A 17,005-nucleotide genomic window follows, 5' to 3' on the forward strand; every position below is an offset into this window, starting at 1 on the left:
ACAGCAGAACGGCTCAAAGGCAACGCATGCCCCAGCACACCTCCGGGTCTGACCACGCGGCAGTTCCCCCCGCTGCCCGTGGTTCCGTGCGGCCGCCCGCGCCGTCGTCGCTCGAAGAGCTGTGGCGGTCGTACAAGGCCACCGGCGACGACCGGTTGCGGGAGCAGCTGATCCTGCACTACTCACCACTGGTGAAGTACGTCGCGGGCCGGGTGAGCGTAGGACTCCCGTCCAACGTCGAGCAGGCGGACTTCGTCTCCTCCGGGGTCTTCGGACTCATCGACGCCATCGAGAAGTTCGACATCGAGCGGTCGATCAAGTTCGAGACGTACGCGATCACGCGCATCCGGGGTGCCATGATCGACGAGTTGCGGGCGCTCGACTGGATCCCGCGCTCCGTGCGGCAGAAGGCCCGCAACGTCGAGCGCGCGTACGCCACGCTGGAGGCACAGCTGCGGCGCACACCCTCCGAGAGCGAGGTCGCCGCGGAGATGGGTATCTCGCTCGAGGAACTGCACTCCGTCTTCAGCCAGTTGTCCCTGGCGAACGTCGTCGCCCTGGAGGAGCTGCTCCACGTCGGGGGCGAGGGCGGCGACCGGCTCAGCCTCATGGACACCCTGGAGGACACCGCCGCGGACAACCCGGTGGAGGTGGCCGAGGACCGCGAGCTGAGGCGCCTCCTCGCCCGCGCCATCAACACACTCCCCGACCGGGAGAAGACCGTCGTCACGCTCTACTACTACGAGGGCCTGACTCTGGCGGAGATCGGCAATGTCCTGGGCGTCACCGAGAGCCGGGTCAGCCAGATCCACACCAAGTCCGTGCTGCAGCTCAGGGCGAAGCTGGCCGACGTCGCACGGTGAGGCGGGCGTCCGCCGGTGTGACGGGGAGCAGGCCGTGGTGCCGTGCGGAAGCGACATTGTCCTGCCCGTGCGAGCCCCCGTCGCCGTAAAGTGGTCCCGTGCCAAGGATTCGAGCGGCCTCCGTGGCCGAGCACAGGACGATGCAGCGCGCCGCCCTGCTGGACGCCGCGCGTTCCCTGCTGTCCGAAGGCGGGACGGAGGCGCTGACCTTCCCCGCCCTCGCCGAGCGCACGGGCCTGGCCAGATCCTCCGTGTACGAGTACTTCCGCTCCCGCGCCGCGGTGGTCGAGGAGCTGTGCGCCGTCGACTTCCCGGTCTGGGCGGCGGAGGTCGGGGCCGCCATGGCGGGCTCGGACACCCCCGAGGGCAAGGTCGAGGCGTATGTGCGCCGTCAGCTGGAACTCGTCGGCGACCGGCGTCACCGGGCGGTCGTCGCGATCTCCGCGAGCGAGCTTGACGACGGCGCCCGGGAGAAGATCCGTGCCGCGCACGGCGGGCTGATCGCCATGATCGTGGAGGCGCTCGGGGAGCTGGGCCACCGGCAGCCCCGCCTCGCGGCGATGCTCCTTCAGGGGGTCGTGGACGCGGCGGTGCGCCGTATCGAGCTGGGCGCCGCCGAGGACCCGTCCTCCATCGCCGAGGCCGCGGTGTCGATGGCGCTGCGCGGAGTCCTGGGCGACTGAGCCCGCGCTCCGTCCCGCCCTGACCAGGGCTTCGGCCCCTCGCCCAGATCGACTGCTCGCTCGGCTGGGCGTCGGGCTCGCGTGCTCCGGCTTTCCCGCGCTGCCAGGCCGAGCCCCTGCCGTCCCGCCTTGCTCGTTCGGCGCCGGGCGCGCCCGGCCCGGTTTTCCCGCGCTGCCGCTCCGAGCCCCTGCCGTCCCCGCCTGCTTGTGCATCGACGGTGACGGCCGAGTCGGACCCGGCGTGCAAGCCCGTGCCCCGATCCTCGCCACGCCTGTGCCGCGCCACCGGCCACAGCCCTGCCCGCGCCCGTCCCTCCGGATCAGGCCGTCGTCGATACCGCAGCGCGCGGTGCGAGAGGACCGCCGCGGCCGTGAGCACCAGGGCCTGGACCGTGTCCGCGCCCGCCCGGGACGGGGCGGGCGATGCCCCGGCGAGCCTCCGCACGGCCACCTCCGGAGCCGAGGACGGCGGCACGGGCACACCGAAGACCGGGAGCAGCCGGGACGGGCCGCGGCGCAGGGCCGACGCGGGCAGGAGGGAGAGCGGGTCCAGATACTCCTCGCCGCGTCGCAGCCCCCAGTGCAGACACCCCTTCGGACAGTGCGACGAGCCCTCCGCCACCACGGCCACGGCCTGGCCCTCGGTCACCAGGGCACCCGGTTCGACCAGCGGGCGCACCGGCTCGTAGGTCGTGCGCAGCGGCGGGTCGCCCGTACCCGTCAACGCGATCGACAGCACCCCCCGCCCCGCCACCGGCCCCGCGAAGGACACCCGGCCCGGCGCCGCCGCGCGCACCTCGGTCCCCGGGGGCGCCGCCAGGTCCGCCCCGCGGTGGCCCCGCCCGTACGGGGAGGGCGGCGGTTCCCAGCCCCGTACCACAGCGGGGCGGGGCGGGCCCACGGGCCAGACCGCCGCCCATGCGGCCACCGGGGGCAGCAGGACCAGCAGCACCGCTGCCGGCACCGTTTTCACGACTCGTCGTGCGCGATTCATGACGCCGACGGTCCCCCGGCGGACCGCCTCCGCGCTGATCATGGTCCGGATCTGTGGACGGCCGGCCCGTTGTGGACATCGCCGTCACCCGGCACCTCGGCGGTCCCGTACACTTCTTCTGGCGATCCGGGTCACCCGGGTCGACTTCGCACGCCCCGCCACCACGCTCGTACGCGGTCGGTGGCCGCGCCTCTCGGTCCTTCGTGGCACGGCGCGTCGGGGCGTCAGGACACAACCGAGAAAACCCAAGGAGATACGGCCATGGCCGTCGTCACGATGCGGGAGCTGCTGGAGAGCGGCGTCCACTTCGGTCACCAGACCCGTCGCTGGAACCCGAAGATGAAGCGCTTCATCTTCACCGAGCGCAACGGCATCTACATCATCGACCTGCTCCAGTCGCTGTCGTACATCGACCGCGCCTACGAGTTCGTCAAGGAGACCGTCGCGCACGGCGGCTCCATCATGTTCGTCGGCACGAAGAAGCAGGCCCAGGAGGCGATCGCCGAGCAGGCGACCCGCGTCGGCATGCCCTACGTCAACCAGCGCTGGCTCGGCGGCATGCTCACCAACTTCTCCACCGTCTACAAGCGCCTTCAGCGTCTGAAGGAGCTCGAGGCGATCGACTTCGAGGATGTGGCCGCCTCCGGTCTCACCAAGAAGGAGCTCCTGGTCCTCTCCCGCGAGAAGGCCAAGCTGGAGAAGACCCTCGGTGGCATCCGCGAGATGCAGAAGGTGCCGAGCGCCGTCTGGATCGTCGACACCAAGAAGGAGCACATCGCCGTCGGTGAGGCGCGCAAGCTCCACATCCCGGTCGTCGCGATCCTCGACACCAACTGCGACCCGGACGAGGTCGACTACAAGATCCCGGGCAACGACGACGCGATCCGCTCCGTCACCCTGCTCACCCGCGTGATCGCCGACGCCGTCGCCGAGGGCCTCATCGCCCGTTCCGGCGTCGCGACCGGCGACTCGAAGCCGGGCGACAAGGCCGCCGGCGAGCCGCTGGCCGAGTGGGAGCGCGACCTGCTCGAGGGCGAGAAGAAGGCCGACGAGACCCCGGCCGCCGAGGCCGAGAAGCCGGCCGAGGCCGCTGCCGAGGCTCCGGCCGCGGACGCTGCCGACGCTCCGGCCGCGGACGCCGACAAGGCCTGACACCCAGGTTTCGGTAGTCGACGGCGGGGGCCCATGAAGCCCCCGCCGTCGGCCCGTAGATCGTTCGACCTCAGCTCTTCGACTTCAGAGAGATTCACAGACATGGCGAACTACACCGCCGCTGACGTTAAGAAGCTCCGCGAGCTCACCGGCGCGGGCATGATGGACTGCAAGAAGGCGCTCGACGAGGCCGACGGCAACGTCGACAAGGCCGTCGAGGCCCTGCGCATCAAGGGCCAGAAGGGCGTCGCCAAGCGCGAGGGCCGTTCCGCCGAGAACGGCGCCGTCGTCTCCCTCATCGCCGACGACAACACCTCCGGTGTCATCGTCGAGCTGAAGTGCGAGACGGACTTCGTCGCCAAGGGCGACAAGTTCCAGGCCGTCGCCAACGCGCTCGCCGCCCACGTCGCCGCCACCGGTCCGGCCGACATCGAGGCCCTGCTCGCCTCCGAGATCGAGCCCGGCAAGACCGTGCAGGCGTACGTCGACGAGGCCAACGCCAACCTCGGCGAGAAGATCGTCCTGGACCGCTTCGCGCAGTTCTCCGGTGCCTACGTGGCCGCGTACATGCACCGCACGATGCCCGACCTGCCCCCGCAGATCGGTGTCCTCGTCGAGCTCGACAAGCCGAACGCCGAGGTCGCCAAGGGCGTCGCCCAGCACATCGCCGCCTTCGCGCCGAAGTACCTGTCCCGCGAGGACGTCCCGGCCGAGGTCGTCGAGTCCGAGCGCCGCGTCGCCGAGGAGACCACCCGCGCCGAGGGCAAGCCCGAGGCCGCCCTGCCGAAGATCGTCGAGGGTCGCCTCAACGGCTTCTTCAAGGACGCCACCCTCCTGGGCCAGCCGTACGCGCTGGACAACAAGAAGTCCGTCCAGCAGATCCTGGACGAGGCCGGTGTCGCCCTGAAGCGCTTCTCGCGCATCAAGGTCGGCATCTGAGCCGGTACGCGATCGACACGGGAGCCCGATAGGGTTTTCCAGCAGTCGTCGGCCGCGTGAACGCCGGACGACCGCAGATCTGACGAGGAGGCCATTGCCGCAGGGACACCAGCACCCACCGGCAATGGCCTTCTTCGTATGTGCACGAGGAGATCTCCATGAACAAGGGCGCGGACGCCAATCCGGCTGCCGACGACAAGAGCGACCACACCGCCAACAAAGCCGGCCGCTTCATGCTGAAGCTGTCCGGGGAAGCCTTCTCCGGCGGCACCGGCCTGGGCGTCGACCCCGACGTCGTACACGCCATCGCACGGGAGATCGCCGCGGTCGTCCGTGACGGCGCAGAGATCGCGGTGGTCATCGGCGGCGGCAACTTCTTCCGTGGAGCCGAGCTCCAGGTGCGCGGCATGGACCGGGCGCGCTCCGACTACATGGGCATGCTCGGCACGGTCATGAACTGCCTCGCCCTCCAGGACTTCCTGGAGAAGGAGGGGATCGACTCCCGCGTCCAGACCGCCATCACCATGGGCCAGGTCGCGGAGCCCTACATTCCGCTGCGGGCGGTGCGCCACCTCGAGAAGGGGCGCGTCGTGATCTTCGGCGCCGGTATGGGGATGCCGTACTTCTCCACCGACACCACCGCGGCCCAGCGTGCCCTGGAGATCGACGCCGAGGCCCTGCTCATGGGCAAGAACGGTGTCGACGGCGTCTACGACTCCGACCCCAAGACCAACCCGGACGCGGTGAAGTTCGACGCGCTGGAGTACGGCGAGGTGCTCGCCCGCGACCTGAAGGTCGCCGACGCCACCGCGATCACCCTCTGCCGCGACAACTCCCTGCCGATCCTCGTCTTCGAACTGCTCGCCGCGGGCAATATCGCGCGGGCGGTCCGGGGTGAGAAGATCGGCACGCTCGTGAGCGACCAGGGCACCCGGGCCTGACCCCGGGGCACCGCCCCGGGATGGACAAAGCCCTGCCGGTCGGACACCGTGCAGGGAAGACGCGCCGCCAAGTTTCGCCGGTCTCGTACGCGTGACACGGACCGGTCCGCGGACCCGCACCACGGGTTCGGCGGGCCGGGGCCGCCACTCGTACACGCCGGGACTACCAAGACACGCAGGAGCAAGTGGTGATCGAAGAGACCCTCCTCGAGGCCGAGGAGAAGATGGAGAAGGCCGTCGTGGTCGCCAAGGAGGACTTCGCCGCGATCCGCACCGGGCGTGCGCACCCGGCGATGTTCAACAAGATCGTGGCCGACTACTACGGTGCGCTGACACCGATCAACCAGCTGGCCTCGTTCTCGGTGCCGGAGCCGCGCATGGCCGTGGTGACCCCGTTCGACAAGAGCGCGCTGCGCAACATCGAGCAGGCGATCCGCGACTCCGACCTGGGCGTCAACCCCAGCAACGACGGAAACATCATCCGGGTGGTGTTCCCCGAGCTCACCGAGGAGCGGCGCCGCGAGTTCATCAAGGTCGCCAAGGGCAAGGCCGAGGACTCCCGGATCTCGATCCGCTCCGTGCGCCGCAAGGCCAAGGAGGCCATCGACAAGCTGATCAAGGACGGCGAGGTCGGCGAGGACGAGGGCCGTCGTGCGGAGAAGGAGCTCGACGACACCACCGCGAAGCACGTCGCGCAGGTGGACGAGCTGCTCAAGCACAAGGAAGCCGAGCTGCTCGAGGTCTGATGAACGACTCTTCCTGGGGGGCCCCGACGAGTGCCGGCTACTGGGGCCCGCCCGACCAGGGGGCTGCCCCGGCGGGTCCCGCATACGATGAGCTTGACGCCCAGCAGACTCGGCCCATGCCCATCGTGCCGGACGATCCCGACGCAGGTAGAGACGCCGCAGACCGCGAAGACCGTGACCGGGGGGCCGCTCGGCTGAGTGGCCCCCCGGTCCGCGACGAGATGCCGCAGGAGCCCATGCCCACCCCTCCGCCGCCTGCGGCCTCCCAGCCGTCGGAGCCGCAGCCGCCGCAGAAGAAGCGCGCAGGCCGCGATCTTCGTGCTGCCATAGGGGTCGGCGTCGGGCTCGGTGCGGTGATCGTCGCGGCGCTGTTCTTCGTCAAGGCCGTCTTCGTCGGTGTGATCGCCGTCGCCGTCGTCGTCGGTCTGTGGGAGCTCACCTCCCGTCTCCAGGAACGCAAGGGCATCAAGGCGCCCCTGGTGCCGCTCGCGGTGGGCGGCGCGGCGATGGTCGTGGCCGGCTACGTGCGGGGTGCCGAGGGTGCCTGGGTCGCCACCGCTCTCACCGGCCTGGCGGTGCTGGTCTGGCGGATGACCGAACCGCCCGAGGGCTACCTCAAGGACGTCACGGCCGGGCTCTTCGCCACGTTCTACGTGCCGTTCCTGGCCACGTTCGTCGCGATGATGCTCACCGCGGAGGACGGCCCGCAGCGGGTGTTCACCTTCCTCCTGCTGACGGTCGTGAGCGACACCGGCGCGTACGCGATCGGCTGGCGCTTCGGCAAGCACAAGCTCGCGCCGCGGATCAGTCCCGGGAAGACCCGTGAAGGACTGTTCGGGGCCGTGGCGTTCGGCATGGCGGCGGGCGCCCTCTGCATGCCGCTGCTGATCGACGGCGGTGCCTGGTGGCAGGGCCTTCTCGTCGGTCTGGCGGTCGCGATAAGCGCGACCCTGGGCGATCTCGGCGAGTCGATGATCAAGCGGGACCTCGGCATCAAGGACATGGGCACCCTGCTGCCGGGCCATGGGGGCATCATGGACCGGCTGGACTCGCTGCTGCCCACGGCGCCGGTGGTGTGGCTGCTGTTCGTGGTGTTCGTCGGCGCGGGCTGATCCGGGGGTTCCCGGTCGGAAGTCCGGAGAGTCGCGGCCGGAAGGGCCCGCCGTCCCACGGGAAGCGGGCCCTTCCGCCGTGTCCGGGCCTGCCCGGTCCGCGTGTCTTCCCCGTGTCCGCTCCCCGTGTCCGTATCGCGGTCTGTCCAGCGGGCCCCCGAGCCTGCATGCTGGGCCCGGAACGTCGGACAGCGGGCGGGGCAGGGGGGACCATGGGGCGGAAGGTCGGCGCAGCGGCTCTGCTGCTCGTACTCGTGTGCGTCACCGGGTGCGGGGGAGGGGACGGCGACGGGGAGACGGACTCCCGTCCGTCCGGGACGGGCGCGCCGGCCACCCCGACCCGTTCGGAACCGCCGGCGACGAGTGCCCCCGAACCGCCGGCGACCAGTGGTCCACCGGCCTCCACCCCGTCCGCGACGACGCCCGCCGAGGCGTCCGCGCTCGTCACCTTCACCGAGAGCGGCGGTATCGACGGGCGGCACGATTCCGTCGTCGTGTACGACGACGGCACCTACCTCCTGGTCGCACCCGGGAAGAAGAACCGTCCCGGCCGGATGTCCCCGGCGGCCCTCGCCGAACTGCGCACGGCGCTCGACGAGGTCGACTTCTCCCGTCTGCCGACCCGGCCCACCGGGCCGCCGATCATGGACGGGCTCACCCGCGTGCTGGTCCACGACGGGCACACATCCGTCGACGACGGCACCGACATCCCCGCAGACCTCGCCGCCGTCTACGACGCACTGCCGCCGCTCACCTGACGCGGGCCGGGCAGCGGCGACCGCCCCGCAGACCCGCATGCACGTACGCCCGCGGGGCCGGCGACCCGCTGAGCGCCCACGTGCCGACGACCATCAGTCGGCGACCGGCCCGCATGCCGGCGACCGGCTGTGCGCCCTCGCCCCGGTCGACCGGCGCCGGCAATCGGTGACCGGTGGCCCCTGCCCCTGGCCCGCCCGTCACATCACCGTGGTCACGACCACGGCCGTCGTGATCGCCGTCATGGCCGCCTGCATGGTGCGGATGGCGTCGCGGACACCGGAACCCGCCCAGTGGCCGTCGGCGATCTTCGCCATCCGGGGTTCCACCTGCTTCCCGGGCACATCGGGGAAGGCGGGCCGGTGCAGTCCCGCGCCGTGCAGCAGTGCGACCAGCCCGGAGGTGCGGTCGTCCGGGTCGGCGCCGCCCACGACCACCGACGTCAGCCGGGCCCGCAGCTCCCGCTCGACCGAACCGTCGGCCTCCGGGTAGCGGCGTACGGGGAAGACGCCGAGAGTCCGGTGCCGTTCCTCGGTGACCAGGCCGCGGGCGCACAGGCTCTCGATCGTCGCGGCCACGGCCTTCGGCTGGTCCTTGGTCAGCCAGTCGGCCACCCTGCGCCTGCGCCCGTCCTTCGCCCACGAGGCGAGCTGCTTCAGCCGCCCGTCGAGCAGCGCGGTTCCGGTGGGCGACGCGTCGGTCACCTCCAGGCGGCCGTCCTCGACGGAGACACGTCCCGCCAGCACGAGCTCCAGCAGGATCCCGCCGGCCACCGCCCAGCCCGCCGCCTGGCGTTCCTTGGCCACACCGGACTCGTCGTCCAGCGACAGCAACGTGATCTCCTCGGCCAGCGTGACGCGCATACGGCGGGTTCCCCTCGGTCGTGCGGCGAGCCGGGCCCGTGCGTCCGGCCCCTCGCCTGACGTCGTGATGCCTGGTGTCCTGATGTCGGGCGGGCACGCTGCCGGTCCGCTCCCGCGCCGTACGCAGGGCCGTTCGTCGCGCACCAATCGGTCTTCACGTACGAGGAGACGGCCATCCCGGTCCGTCCGGTTCCGAGCCCCGACCCGGGGGCACCGCGCCAGGCCGACGGACCCCGACGGCGGTGCGCTCCGGGGCTCCCGGGGCACCCGAGTCGATCTGCGACACTGGTACGGCCATGCCTAAGCCCGGAGAACTGGCGGCCAGCGGGCAGCGATAGGCCCCCTACCAGCGCGTTTGGCGCGGATAGGGGGCCTGGTGCGGGTCACTGGGCCGTCTCTGGGCCGTCAGGCTCGCGCGGGGCCGGGAGGAGCACCCGATCCACGGCCTTCCTCGTACGCTCCTGGCTCGACGGCATCAGGTGCGCGTACACCCGCAGCGTCAGCCCGGGGTCGGCGTGCCCCAGGTACTCGCTCACGGCCTTGATGCTCTCTCCGGCGTCCAGCAGTACCGAGGCGTAGAAGTGCCTCAGCGCGTGCATGCCGTGCTCGCGAGCCGACGGGTACTTGCCGTCATCACCGGCTTCCGCGATCAGGCCAGCCTCCGCGAGAGCGGGTTTCCACTCCTGGATGTTGAAGTTGCTGCGCCAGACGAGACCGCTCGCGGTGTTTGTGAACAGAAGGCGAGCAGACACCTTCGGGCCGTCCGGCTTGCGCCAGGGCAAGGTGATCTCCACCGGCTTGAAGGCGTCCATGTGGGCCCGCAGAGCCTCGGCCACCGACGGCGGCAATGGTACGTCCCGCTCCTTGTTGCACTTCGGAGGAGCGAACACGGCCTTGCCCCGGATCAGCTTCACCTGCCGGACGACCCGGATGATGTCGCCGTCGAAGTCGAGCGCATCCTCCGCCAGTCCCACGATCTCGCCCTGACGGAGCCCGCACCCGGCGCCCACGTCCGCCATGGGCCGGTAGCGCTGGGGGAGTGCCGCACGCACCGCCTGAACCTGGGCAGGCAGCCACGGCACAACACGGCGTTGCTCGGCGGCCGGCGGGCGGACGGACTTCGCGGAGCACGGATTGCGGGGCAGCAACCCATCGTCAACCGCCGCACTGAGTACCGCCCGTACGTCGCCGTAGATGTTTTTCGCATAGCCGCCACTCACGGCCGGGTCGCCCTGAACGAACCAGCCGAACGTGAACGATGTCGGATCCCAGCTGATGCCTGACGTTCCGGTCCCACCTGAGGCTTGACGGTAGGCCTAGAGAACATGGGAAGCCCCGTGGGGCTTGTTCGCTTTCACGTTACGGACCGGGACGTCGGTCGTACGCCGAATCACGCGGATCTGGCCGTCCAGGTCGACGGTGATCGTTGTGTCCGACACGTGCACGGTCACGGTCTGGCCTGCATACGGGCGGCCGAGGGAGACGGTCTGGCGGCAGACCATGACCGTGCCCACAGCGCTGACCCGCCGCTGCACACGCACCGGCTCGATGCCCGGACGCGGCGGCGGGCCGGCCGGACGCAGGCCCCGCAGCCTGCGGACTTCCTCACTGGTCAGCGGGTTGGGCCGAACCCGCAGCAGTTCCCGCGAGGACGGGTCGAAGAACGACAGCGTCTCGTCGTCGATCCGGATACCCACCTGGCGACCGCCCAGGCCCAACCAGGCCGCTGTTGTTCACGACCCGGTCCACCTCGAACGCCGGCCCCATCGCCGGTTGGGAGCGGCGGTGGTCCGGCCACACGTCCGCCCCGGGCAGCCAGCCGCAAGTTCGGCACACCTGCATCCGCAGGTGCTGCTGGCGCGTCCTGAGAAGCAAGCGACGAAGGGGGACACCATTGCCAGGCGCCCGAGGCCAACAGCAGACGAACGCACGACTGAGTCGGCTGCGGGCCAGGCGGCATAGGTTGGCCAGCCGCCAGCAGCAGGCCGAACGAACGCAGACCCGAATTGATTGGGCAAAACTTGGAACCGTTGTTGCAGTCGTCGCGGGTATCGGGACTTTGCTGTTTTCGGGAGTGGCAACTTACTATCAGGCCTTAGTGGCAAGGGATCAGCTAGAGCAATCGCGTGATGGAACGACAAGGGAGAAGCGCGACCAGGCATCGCGGGTTCTTTTTGGGAGGACCTAGACGGCACGTCACCCGAACAATTCGAACTTCACCTGATGAATAGGTCGCCAGATCCCGTCTCCAACGTAGAAGTAGTGCTGTACATATGGATCAAAACTATAGGCAATCAGCCGAAAAAGCAGTTCATTTCGATCGACAGCCTGAACTTGCCTCCCTGCGCCGAAGTCGTATTCAACAAGGGGAGCCTTGAATATCACACGCGAGGCAGATGGCGTCCGGTTGATAGAGCAAGTTGGACCCTAATAGGTTTCACTGACCGAGATGGGATGGGCTGGGTCAGGACACCTAAACGCCTCTACCCGATTGAGGAGGCGGAGGAAGAAATCGAAAAGCTAGGACAGGAAGCAGAGCTCCATATTGGCCGCCCGACAAAAAGCCCTCACATGACACACGTGCCCACCTGTGGGGACAGTGGAAAATAGAGCCAGTAACCTGGGTGCCGACTCTTGTGGCGAACCACCAGGAGGAACCGTGGGTGGCTGGATCGAACAGCCGCCACCCCACCTGACCGGCTCGGAGGCGGCCTGCGAAGAATACGGACGGTCCTTACTCCTCGAACAAACGCTCCTGGCCGTCACTGAGGCGCAGGAAGCGGTATTCAGTAGACCGAGCGCGACCAAGCCTGTCAGTCCTTCGGGATACCTCGACAACGAATGAAATCGTCATGCCGAGTTCCAAGTGCATCCCGATCAGCGCTTCGGGGTCCACCCGGACTTCGTATGCGGAGGACGTTCTGGACACCCCGGTCTTGATCTTAACGACCCCGGATTCCCGGAGCTCAGTGATCCGGCCCGTTATGCCCATCCTGGATTTCTGCAACTCCGTGTTCCGGAGGCTACGCACATAATCCTTTCCCCGCCTGGACAGGTGCGACGACCTAACCGTTCCATCCAGACTGAACCAACGCATATCCATGGATAGGTCGAATTTATCTAGCGCTTCGACCACTCCATCCAAGCCAGGCACTATGCGCTCCCACCGCCGGACATCCTGCTCTTTCTCGGCAGCTTCAACTAACTTGAGAAAGTCGCGCATTGCAGGGTCAGCGATTGAGGAGTCCACGACCGCGAGATCCTCGTCAGCGTCACCAACGACTTCCGGAACACTGGGTCGCACATGCAGGACAGTGCTTCCCCTAGAGACGCCAGTCAGTTCAAGTTCCACGTCTTTACGGGCGGCCGCAGAAACGCCCTCCCTTAGTGGCTTCAGCAACGCGTCACCAATGCGAAAATCAAGAGCACCTCGGTCGGCCGCCTCACCTCGCAGGCGCACAACCAGTTCTTCGTGAAGCTGCGCCGCAGGATCGTAGTGGCGTACTGCCTCAAGCCAGTGCCGGCGCAGCTCCTCTTCATAGGCGTCTTCGCTCAGATGGTCTGCATCTTGATCGGCGAAGAAGCGGGCGTTGTCCTCACGGTTCCGTTCCAGGGCGCGTTGCCGCCAGCTGGTGCTCACAACGTCACCTCCACGTAGCCGCGTCGGGGGGCCGCACTGTGTAGCGTCGGCTCACTCTTGTCTACCCCATTGGGCCGACAACGCTGCCACCAGTCGTCCCAGGCTCCGCGCTCCCGAAGGTACGCCTGTTCCGCAGGATCAAGCCGCTCCGAGCGGAAGACAGACACTATCGGGCGATACCCGACCCTCAGTGGCGAGACCCCGAGCTCAGCCAGGCGTGCCTTCCGGTTGAAGGCTGACGCGAGCCACCTAGTCCCGTCCAGGCCTCGCATAGCAGCCACAGCATCCTCGTCGATCAAGACCGTGAGATCTATGTTCTGCGGGTTCAGCTTGGTGCTGACGTAACTGCCGCCCAACCAGATTGCATGGATGAGGGAACCGTCTCCGATCGCCTCACGATGCCGATCCTCAAGATCAAAAAAGCGACTGAGGTAGGCCTCCAGGCCACCCCATAACGACTGACGGGTCTCCGAGCCAGCGAATCGCGGATCATGGACTAGCTGCTGCTCGGCTTGCTCCGGATCCAGTCGGTACCTGCCGGGCACGAGAAATCCGCTATCGCCCCACTCGAGAATCACATGCCCCCCTTAGCGTTCTTGCCTCCCCACCCTCATGATCGGTGCACTCATGCCCGTCGACAAGACTGCCGATTGGCCTCGTTTCCTTGCTGGGGCGGACTTGGGCAGGCCGCATGTCGTCGCCGAGCACTGACATCTTGAGTGTCTAACAGCGTGACAACGCCCACGCACAGCGGCGGACAACCACGCACACCTGCGGACCATCGCAGCAGGTAAGAGGCGCATGGGCTCAAGGTCAAACCCCCACCCAAGTTGCTTCGGGACGAAGAGGTCGTGAGCTATAGGCCGTCGCGTTCGATCAGCGAGCCGTCGGGGCCGAACGTGTACCCGCGTGGCGGTCCCATAGCTTCCACGGCCCTTCGCAGCTGCGCTTCCTGCTCCTCAAGGTCGGGGCCGTGCGGGTCCCGCAGATGGAAGCCGTGTAGTCGGATGGTGTCCGCGTCGACGTCGTCCGGCTCGGGGCGGCCCTCCTGGACGAAGCCGCACAGCGCTCGCAGTGCGTCTTCGCCCAGCTCCAAGGGATGGAACGGCAGCGGGTACGTCTCTTCGTCCTCGTCCGGCCAGGGGATGACGTCGGCCGGGCGGTCTCCGGCCCAGTAGGGCAGCTCGAAGGGGAGTGGTTCGCCGATGTTCTCGATGATGCCGCTGTCCGGAGACAGGCTCAGGGAGCGGACGAGACGCCCGTCCTCCCAGACGGCGAATGCCAGCCAGTCGACGACGCTGTGCATGGCGTGCAGGACGAGCCGTCGGCCGGCGCTTGCCGCCACGAGGTGTTCGGGAAGCTGGGAGGGGGCATCGATCATCACCCTCTGATCACCGATGACGTCCACGCCGGGCCAGCTGGCCGCGTACGTCATCCCCTCCGGGGGGTACACGCCGTCCCACAGCGTCGAGCCCTTGCACTTCTCGATCTGCCGGCCTGGGTGGAGCCGCCGCATCATCGCGACGGTCCGGTCAAGATCCGCTGCCCCCACTACTCGCAGCGCCTCCGGCGCATCGCCGTCGGCGTACACCAGCAGTCCCGTCTTGGCTCCCACAGCAGCCGCCCCCAAGCATTGCCCTCGATGACGGACGCAATGTAGCGCCACGTACTGACAGCGAAGGGCGACTCATCCCCTGGCCCGCTGGGCCGTCTCTGGGCCGTCCGAGGGCGCTCAAGGGTGACCGGTGGCGACCACCGCCGACAGGTGTGGCAGCCGACACCCGCAGGTCATCCGAGTCGATCTGCGACACTGGTACGGCCATGCCTAAGCCCGGAGAACTCACTTTCGTCGCCCCCCGCGGAGCCAAGAAGCCCCCGCGGCACCTCGCCGACCTCACGCCCGCCGAGCGGAAGGACGCCGTCGCCGCCATCGGCGAGAAGCCGTTCCGGGCGAAGCAGCTGTCGCAGCACTACTTCGCGCGCTACGCGCACGACCCGGAGCAGTGGACCGACATCCCCGCCGCCGCCCGCGAGCGGCTCGCGTCGGAGCTGCTGCCCGATCTGATGTCCGTCGTCCGGCACGTCTCCTGCGACGACGACACCACCCGCAAGACGCTGTGGCGGCTCCACGACGGCACGCTCGTCGAGTCGGTCCTGATGCGCTACCCGGACCGGGTGACGATGTGCATCTCCTCGCAGGCCGGCTGCGGGATGAACTGCCCGTTCTGCGCAACGGGCCAGGCCGGTCTCGACCGCAACCTGTCCACCGCCGAGATCGTGCACCAGATCGTGGACGGCATGCGGGCCCTGCGCGACGGTGAGGTGCCGGGAGGTCCCGCCCGGCTGTCCAACATCGTGTTCATGGGCATGGGCGAGCCGCTGGCCAACTACAACCGTGTGGTCGGCGCCGTCCGCCGGCTCACCGATCCCGAGCCCGACGGCCTCGGCCTGTCGCAGCGAGGGATCACCGTCTCCACCGTCGGCCTCGTGCCGGCGATGCTGCGTTTCGCCGACGAGGGCTTCAAGTGCCGCCTCGCCGTCTCCCTGCACGCTCCGGACGACGAGCTCCGCGACACCCTCGTGCCCGTCAACACGCGCTGGAAGGTGCGGGAGGTCCTGGACGCGGCCTGGGAGTACGCGGAGAAGTCCGGCCGCCGCATCTCGATCGAGTACGCCCTGATCCGGGACATCAACGACCAGGCGTGGCGCGGTGACCTGCTCGGGCGCCTCCTCAAGGGCAAGCGGGTGCACGTCAACCTGATCCCGCTGAACCCCACCCCGGGGTCCAAGTGGACGGCATCCCGGCCCGAGGACGAGAAGGCCTTCATCGAGGCCATCGCCGCCCACGGCGTCCCGGTCACCGTCCGGGACACCCGCGGCCAGGAGATCGACGGGGCCTGCGGCCAGCTCGCCGCCTCCGAGCGCTGACCGGGGGCCGGGGCGGACCGCCCCGGCCCTGGGGAGCGCTCGGCGGGCCCCTGTACGCTGGCCCGAACATCTGCATATTCCGACAGGGGAGCGCCACAGCGCTGAGAGTGCGGTGACCGTCAGACCGCAGACCCTCTGAACCTCGCCCGGGTCATTCCGGGTAGGAAGTTCGGACGAGACTCAAGCTGTTGCGCCCTGCCCGGCTCCGGATCCCGAGGATCGCGGAGCCGGGCAGGGCCGCGTCTCTTCCTGGTCATGCCCAGGAGGAATCAGTGAGCACCACCAAGAAGATCACCGTCACCGCGCTGGCCGCGGCCCTCGGCGTGAGTACGCTCGCGGCGTGCGGCGGGACGTCCGGTGACGACTCCGCCGGAGCGGACGGCAGCGGCTCCAAGACCGTGACGCTCGTCAGCCACGACTCCTTCAACGCCTCGCCGGCCGTGCTCAAGCAGTTCACCGAGCAGACCGGGTACACGGTCAAGGTGCTGAAGAGCGGAGACGCCGTCGAGGCGCTGAACAAGGAGATCCTCACCAAGGGCTCCCCGCAGGGCGACGTGTTCTTCGGCGTCGACAACACCACGCTCTCCCGGGCGCTCGACAACGACCTGTTCACCCCGTACGAGGCCAAGGGCCTGGAGCGGGTCCCCGAGGCCGTCCGGCTCGACAAGGACAAGCACCGGGTCACGCCGGTCGACAGCGGCGACATCTGCGTCAACTACGACAAGAAGTACTTCGCCGACAAGAAGCTCGCCCCGCCGCAGACCTTCGACGACCTCGCCGACCCCGCGTACCGGAACCTCCTCGTCGTCGAGAACGCCGAGCGGTCCTCGCCGGGCCTCGGCTTCCTCCTCGGTACCGCCGCCGCGTACGGGGACAAGGGCTGGCAGGACTACTGGAAGAAGCTGCGGGCGAACGGCGTGAAGGTCGTCGACAGCTGGGAGATCGCCTACAACCAGGAGTTCTCCGGTTCCGCCGGTGGCCGGGCGGCCAAGGGCGACCGGCCGCTCGTCGTCTCGTACGCCTCCAGCCCCCCGGTTGAGGTGCTGTACGCCAAGCCGCAGCCGAAGGTGGCGCCGACCGGCGTCTCCACCGGCACGTGCTTCCGCCAGACCGAGGCCGCGGGCCTGCTCAAGGGCGCGCGGAACGAGGCCGGCGGCAAGGCCCTGCTGGACTTCCTGATCAGCCGGCCGTTCCAGGAGGACATGCCGCTCAACATGTTCGTGAACCCGGTGGCCGAGGACGCGAAGCTGCCCCCGCTGTTCACCGAGTTCGGTGAGGTGATCGCCGAGCCGCGGACGCTGGCCCCGGAGAAGATCGCCGAGAACCGCGACCAGTGGATCCAGTCGTGGTCGTCGCTCGTCCTGAAGTGACCGAGCCGTCCGGCGGGA

Annotated in this window: 14 protein-coding genes and 3 pseudogenes; 10 read left to right on the forward strand and 7 right to left on the reverse strand. The window is 68.9% G+C overall.

Features of this window, described 5'->3' with window-relative positions; translation table 11 throughout:
• The first annotated feature begins 26 nt into the window (after nucleotides 1-26).
• A complete protein-coding gene (gene whiG / locus QRN89_RS25185) occupies nucleotides 27-863 on the forward strand; it encodes an RNA polymerase sigma factor WhiG (protein ID WP_290351640.1) in 837 nt (278 codons plus the stop codon).
• A gap of 122 nt (nucleotides 864-985) precedes the next feature.
• On the forward strand, nucleotides 986-1,546 hold the full coding sequence (locus QRN89_RS25190) for a TetR/AcrR family transcriptional regulator (protein ID WP_290353854.1): 561 nt from the start codon (nucleotides 986-988) through the stop codon (nucleotides 1,544-1,546).
• A gap of 604 nt (nucleotides 1,547-2,150) precedes the next feature.
• Here QRN89_RS25190 and QRN89_RS25195 read toward each other — a convergent pair.
• Nucleotides 2,151-2,582 (reverse strand): annotated as a pseudogene (locus QRN89_RS25195) (peptidoglycan DD-metalloendopeptidase family protein); the annotation flags it as partial.
• A 219-nt stretch (nucleotides 2,583-2,801) separates the two neighbouring features.
• Between QRN89_RS25195 and rpsB the strand changes: the two are divergent.
• The 6 genes from rpsB to QRN89_RS25225 all read left to right on the forward strand — a co-directional run bounded on the left by rpsB (nucleotide 2,802) and on the right by QRN89_RS25225 (nucleotide 8,188).
• Nucleotides 2,802-3,692 (forward strand): 30S ribosomal protein S2, encoded by an 891-nt coding sequence (gene rpsB, locus QRN89_RS25200; RefSeq protein WP_290351641.1) that lies wholly within the window; start codon nucleotides 2,802-2,804, stop codon nucleotides 3,690-3,692.
• Between the two features lie 102 nt (nucleotides 3,693-3,794).
• A complete protein-coding gene (tsf, locus tag QRN89_RS25205; RefSeq protein ID WP_290351642.1) occupies nucleotides 3,795-4,631 on the forward strand; it encodes a translation elongation factor Ts in 837 nt (278 codons plus the stop codon).
• Nucleotides 4,632-4,789: 158 nt separating this feature from the next.
• Nucleotides 4,790-5,572, forward strand: a complete 783-nt coding sequence (gene pyrH / locus QRN89_RS25210) for a UMP kinase (RefSeq protein WP_290351643.1) — start codon at nucleotides 4,790-4,792, stop codon at nucleotides 5,570-5,572.
• A 188-nt stretch (nucleotides 5,573-5,760) separates the two neighbouring features.
• The gene (gene frr, locus QRN89_RS25215) at nucleotides 5,761-6,318 is read left to right on the forward strand and encodes a ribosome recycling factor (RefSeq protein ID WP_093653660.1); all 558 of its coding nucleotides are present in this window, start codon (nucleotides 5,761-5,763) and stop codon (nucleotides 6,316-6,318) included.
• On the forward strand, nucleotides 6,318-7,430 hold the full coding sequence (locus QRN89_RS25220) for a phosphatidate cytidylyltransferase (protein ID WP_290351644.1): 1,113 nt from the start codon (nucleotides 6,318-6,320) through the stop codon (nucleotides 7,428-7,430). The genes frr and QRN89_RS25220 overlap by 1 nt, the downstream gene beginning before the upstream one ends.
• A gap of 212 nt (nucleotides 7,431-7,642) precedes the next feature.
• Nucleotides 7,643-8,188: a hypothetical protein gene (locus QRN89_RS25225; RefSeq protein ID WP_290351645.1), complete on the forward strand. Its 546-nt coding sequence runs from the start codon at nucleotides 7,643-7,645 to the stop codon at nucleotides 8,186-8,188.
• A 198-nt stretch (nucleotides 8,189-8,386) separates the two neighbouring features.
• Here the strand turns inward: QRN89_RS25225 and QRN89_RS25230 are convergent, their stop codons facing one another.
• The 6 genes and pseudogenes from QRN89_RS25230 to QRN89_RS25250 form a co-directional block, all read right to left on the reverse strand.
• Entirely contained in the window at nucleotides 8,387-9,049 is a 663-nt protein-coding gene (locus QRN89_RS25230; protein WP_290351646.1) for a GOLPH3/VPS74 family protein, read from the reverse strand.
• Between the two features lie 383 nt (nucleotides 9,050-9,432).
• Nucleotides 9,433-10,278 (reverse strand): annotated as a pseudogene (locus tag QRN89_RS25235) (tyrosine-type recombinase/integrase); the annotation flags it as partial.
• A gap of 87 nt (nucleotides 10,279-10,365) precedes the next feature.
• Nucleotides 10,366-10,874: pseudogene (locus QRN89_RS25240) on the reverse strand (IS481 family transposase); the annotation flags it as partial.
• Nucleotides 10,875-11,783: 909 nt separating this feature from the next.
• Nucleotides 11,784-12,689 (reverse strand): hypothetical protein, encoded by a 906-nt coding sequence (locus tag QRN89_RS25245; protein WP_290351648.1) that lies wholly within the window; start codon nucleotides 12,687-12,689, stop codon nucleotides 11,784-11,786.
• Nucleotides 12,686-13,267, reverse strand: a complete 582-nt coding sequence (locus tag QRN89_RS35860; RefSeq protein ID WP_390702497.1) for a DUF6932 family protein — start codon at nucleotides 13,265-13,267, stop codon at nucleotides 12,686-12,688. The genes QRN89_RS25245 and QRN89_RS35860 overlap by 4 nt, the downstream gene beginning before the upstream one ends.
• 278 nt (nucleotides 13,268-13,545) lie before the next feature.
• Nucleotides 13,546-14,304, reverse strand: coding sequence for a DUF6928 family protein (locus QRN89_RS25250; protein WP_290351649.1), 759 nt, complete (start codon nucleotides 14,302-14,304; stop codon nucleotides 13,546-13,548).
• Between the two features lie 206 nt (nucleotides 14,305-14,510).
• Here QRN89_RS25250 and rlmN point away from each other — a divergent pair, with 206 nt between their 5' ends.
• Together rlmN and QRN89_RS25260 are read left to right on the forward strand one after the other, a co-directional pair.
• On the forward strand, nucleotides 14,511-15,617 hold the full coding sequence (gene rlmN, locus QRN89_RS25255; RefSeq protein ID WP_093653575.1) for a dual-specificity RNA methyltransferase RlmN: 1,107 nt from the start codon (nucleotides 14,511-14,513) through the stop codon (nucleotides 15,615-15,617).
• A gap of 272 nt (nucleotides 15,618-15,889) precedes the next feature.
• Nucleotides 15,890-16,987, forward strand: a complete 1,098-nt coding sequence (locus QRN89_RS25260; RefSeq protein ID WP_290351650.1) for a thiamine ABC transporter substrate-binding protein — start codon at nucleotides 15,890-15,892, stop codon at nucleotides 16,985-16,987.
• Nucleotides 16,988-17,005: the final 18 nt, after the last annotated feature.

This window comes from Streptomyces sp. HUAS CB01, from assembly GCF_030406905.1.
Classification (GTDB): Bacteria; Actinomycetota; Actinomycetes; order Streptomycetales; family Streptomycetaceae; genus Streptomyces; species Streptomyces chengbuensis.

What these genes read in the sequence shown, in the direction of transcription:
- whiG (WP_290351640.1), top strand. Translation starts at nt 27, where the DNA reads ATGCCCCAGCACACCTCCGGGTCTGACCACGCGGCAGTTCCCCCCGCT.
- rpsB (WP_290351641.1), top strand. Translation starts at nt 2,802, where the DNA reads ATGGCCGTCGTCACGATGCGGGAGCTGCTGGAGAGCGGCGTCCACTTC.
- tsf (WP_290351642.1), top strand. Translation starts at nt 3,795, where the DNA reads ATGGCGAACTACACCGCCGCTGACGTTAAGAAGCTCCGCGAGCTCACC.
- pyrH (WP_290351643.1), top strand. Translation starts at nt 4,790, where the DNA reads ATGAACAAGGGCGCGGACGCCAATCCGGCTGCCGACGACAAGAGCGAC.
- QRN89_RS25220 (WP_290351644.1), top strand. Translation starts at nt 6,318, where the DNA reads ATGAACGACTCTTCCTGGGGGGCCCCGACGAGTGCCGGCTACTGGGGC.
- QRN89_RS25225 (WP_290351645.1), top strand. Translation starts at nt 7,643, where the DNA reads ATGGGGCGGAAGGTCGGCGCAGCGGCTCTGCTGCTCGTACTCGTGTGC.
- QRN89_RS25230 (WP_290351646.1), bottom strand. Translation starts at nt 9,049, where the DNA reads ATGCGCGTCACGCTGGCCGAGGAGATCACGTTGCTGTCGCTGGACGAC.
- rlmN (WP_093653575.1), top strand. Translation starts at nt 14,511, where the DNA reads ATGCCTAAGCCCGGAGAACTCACTTTCGTCGCCCCCCGCGGAGCCAAG.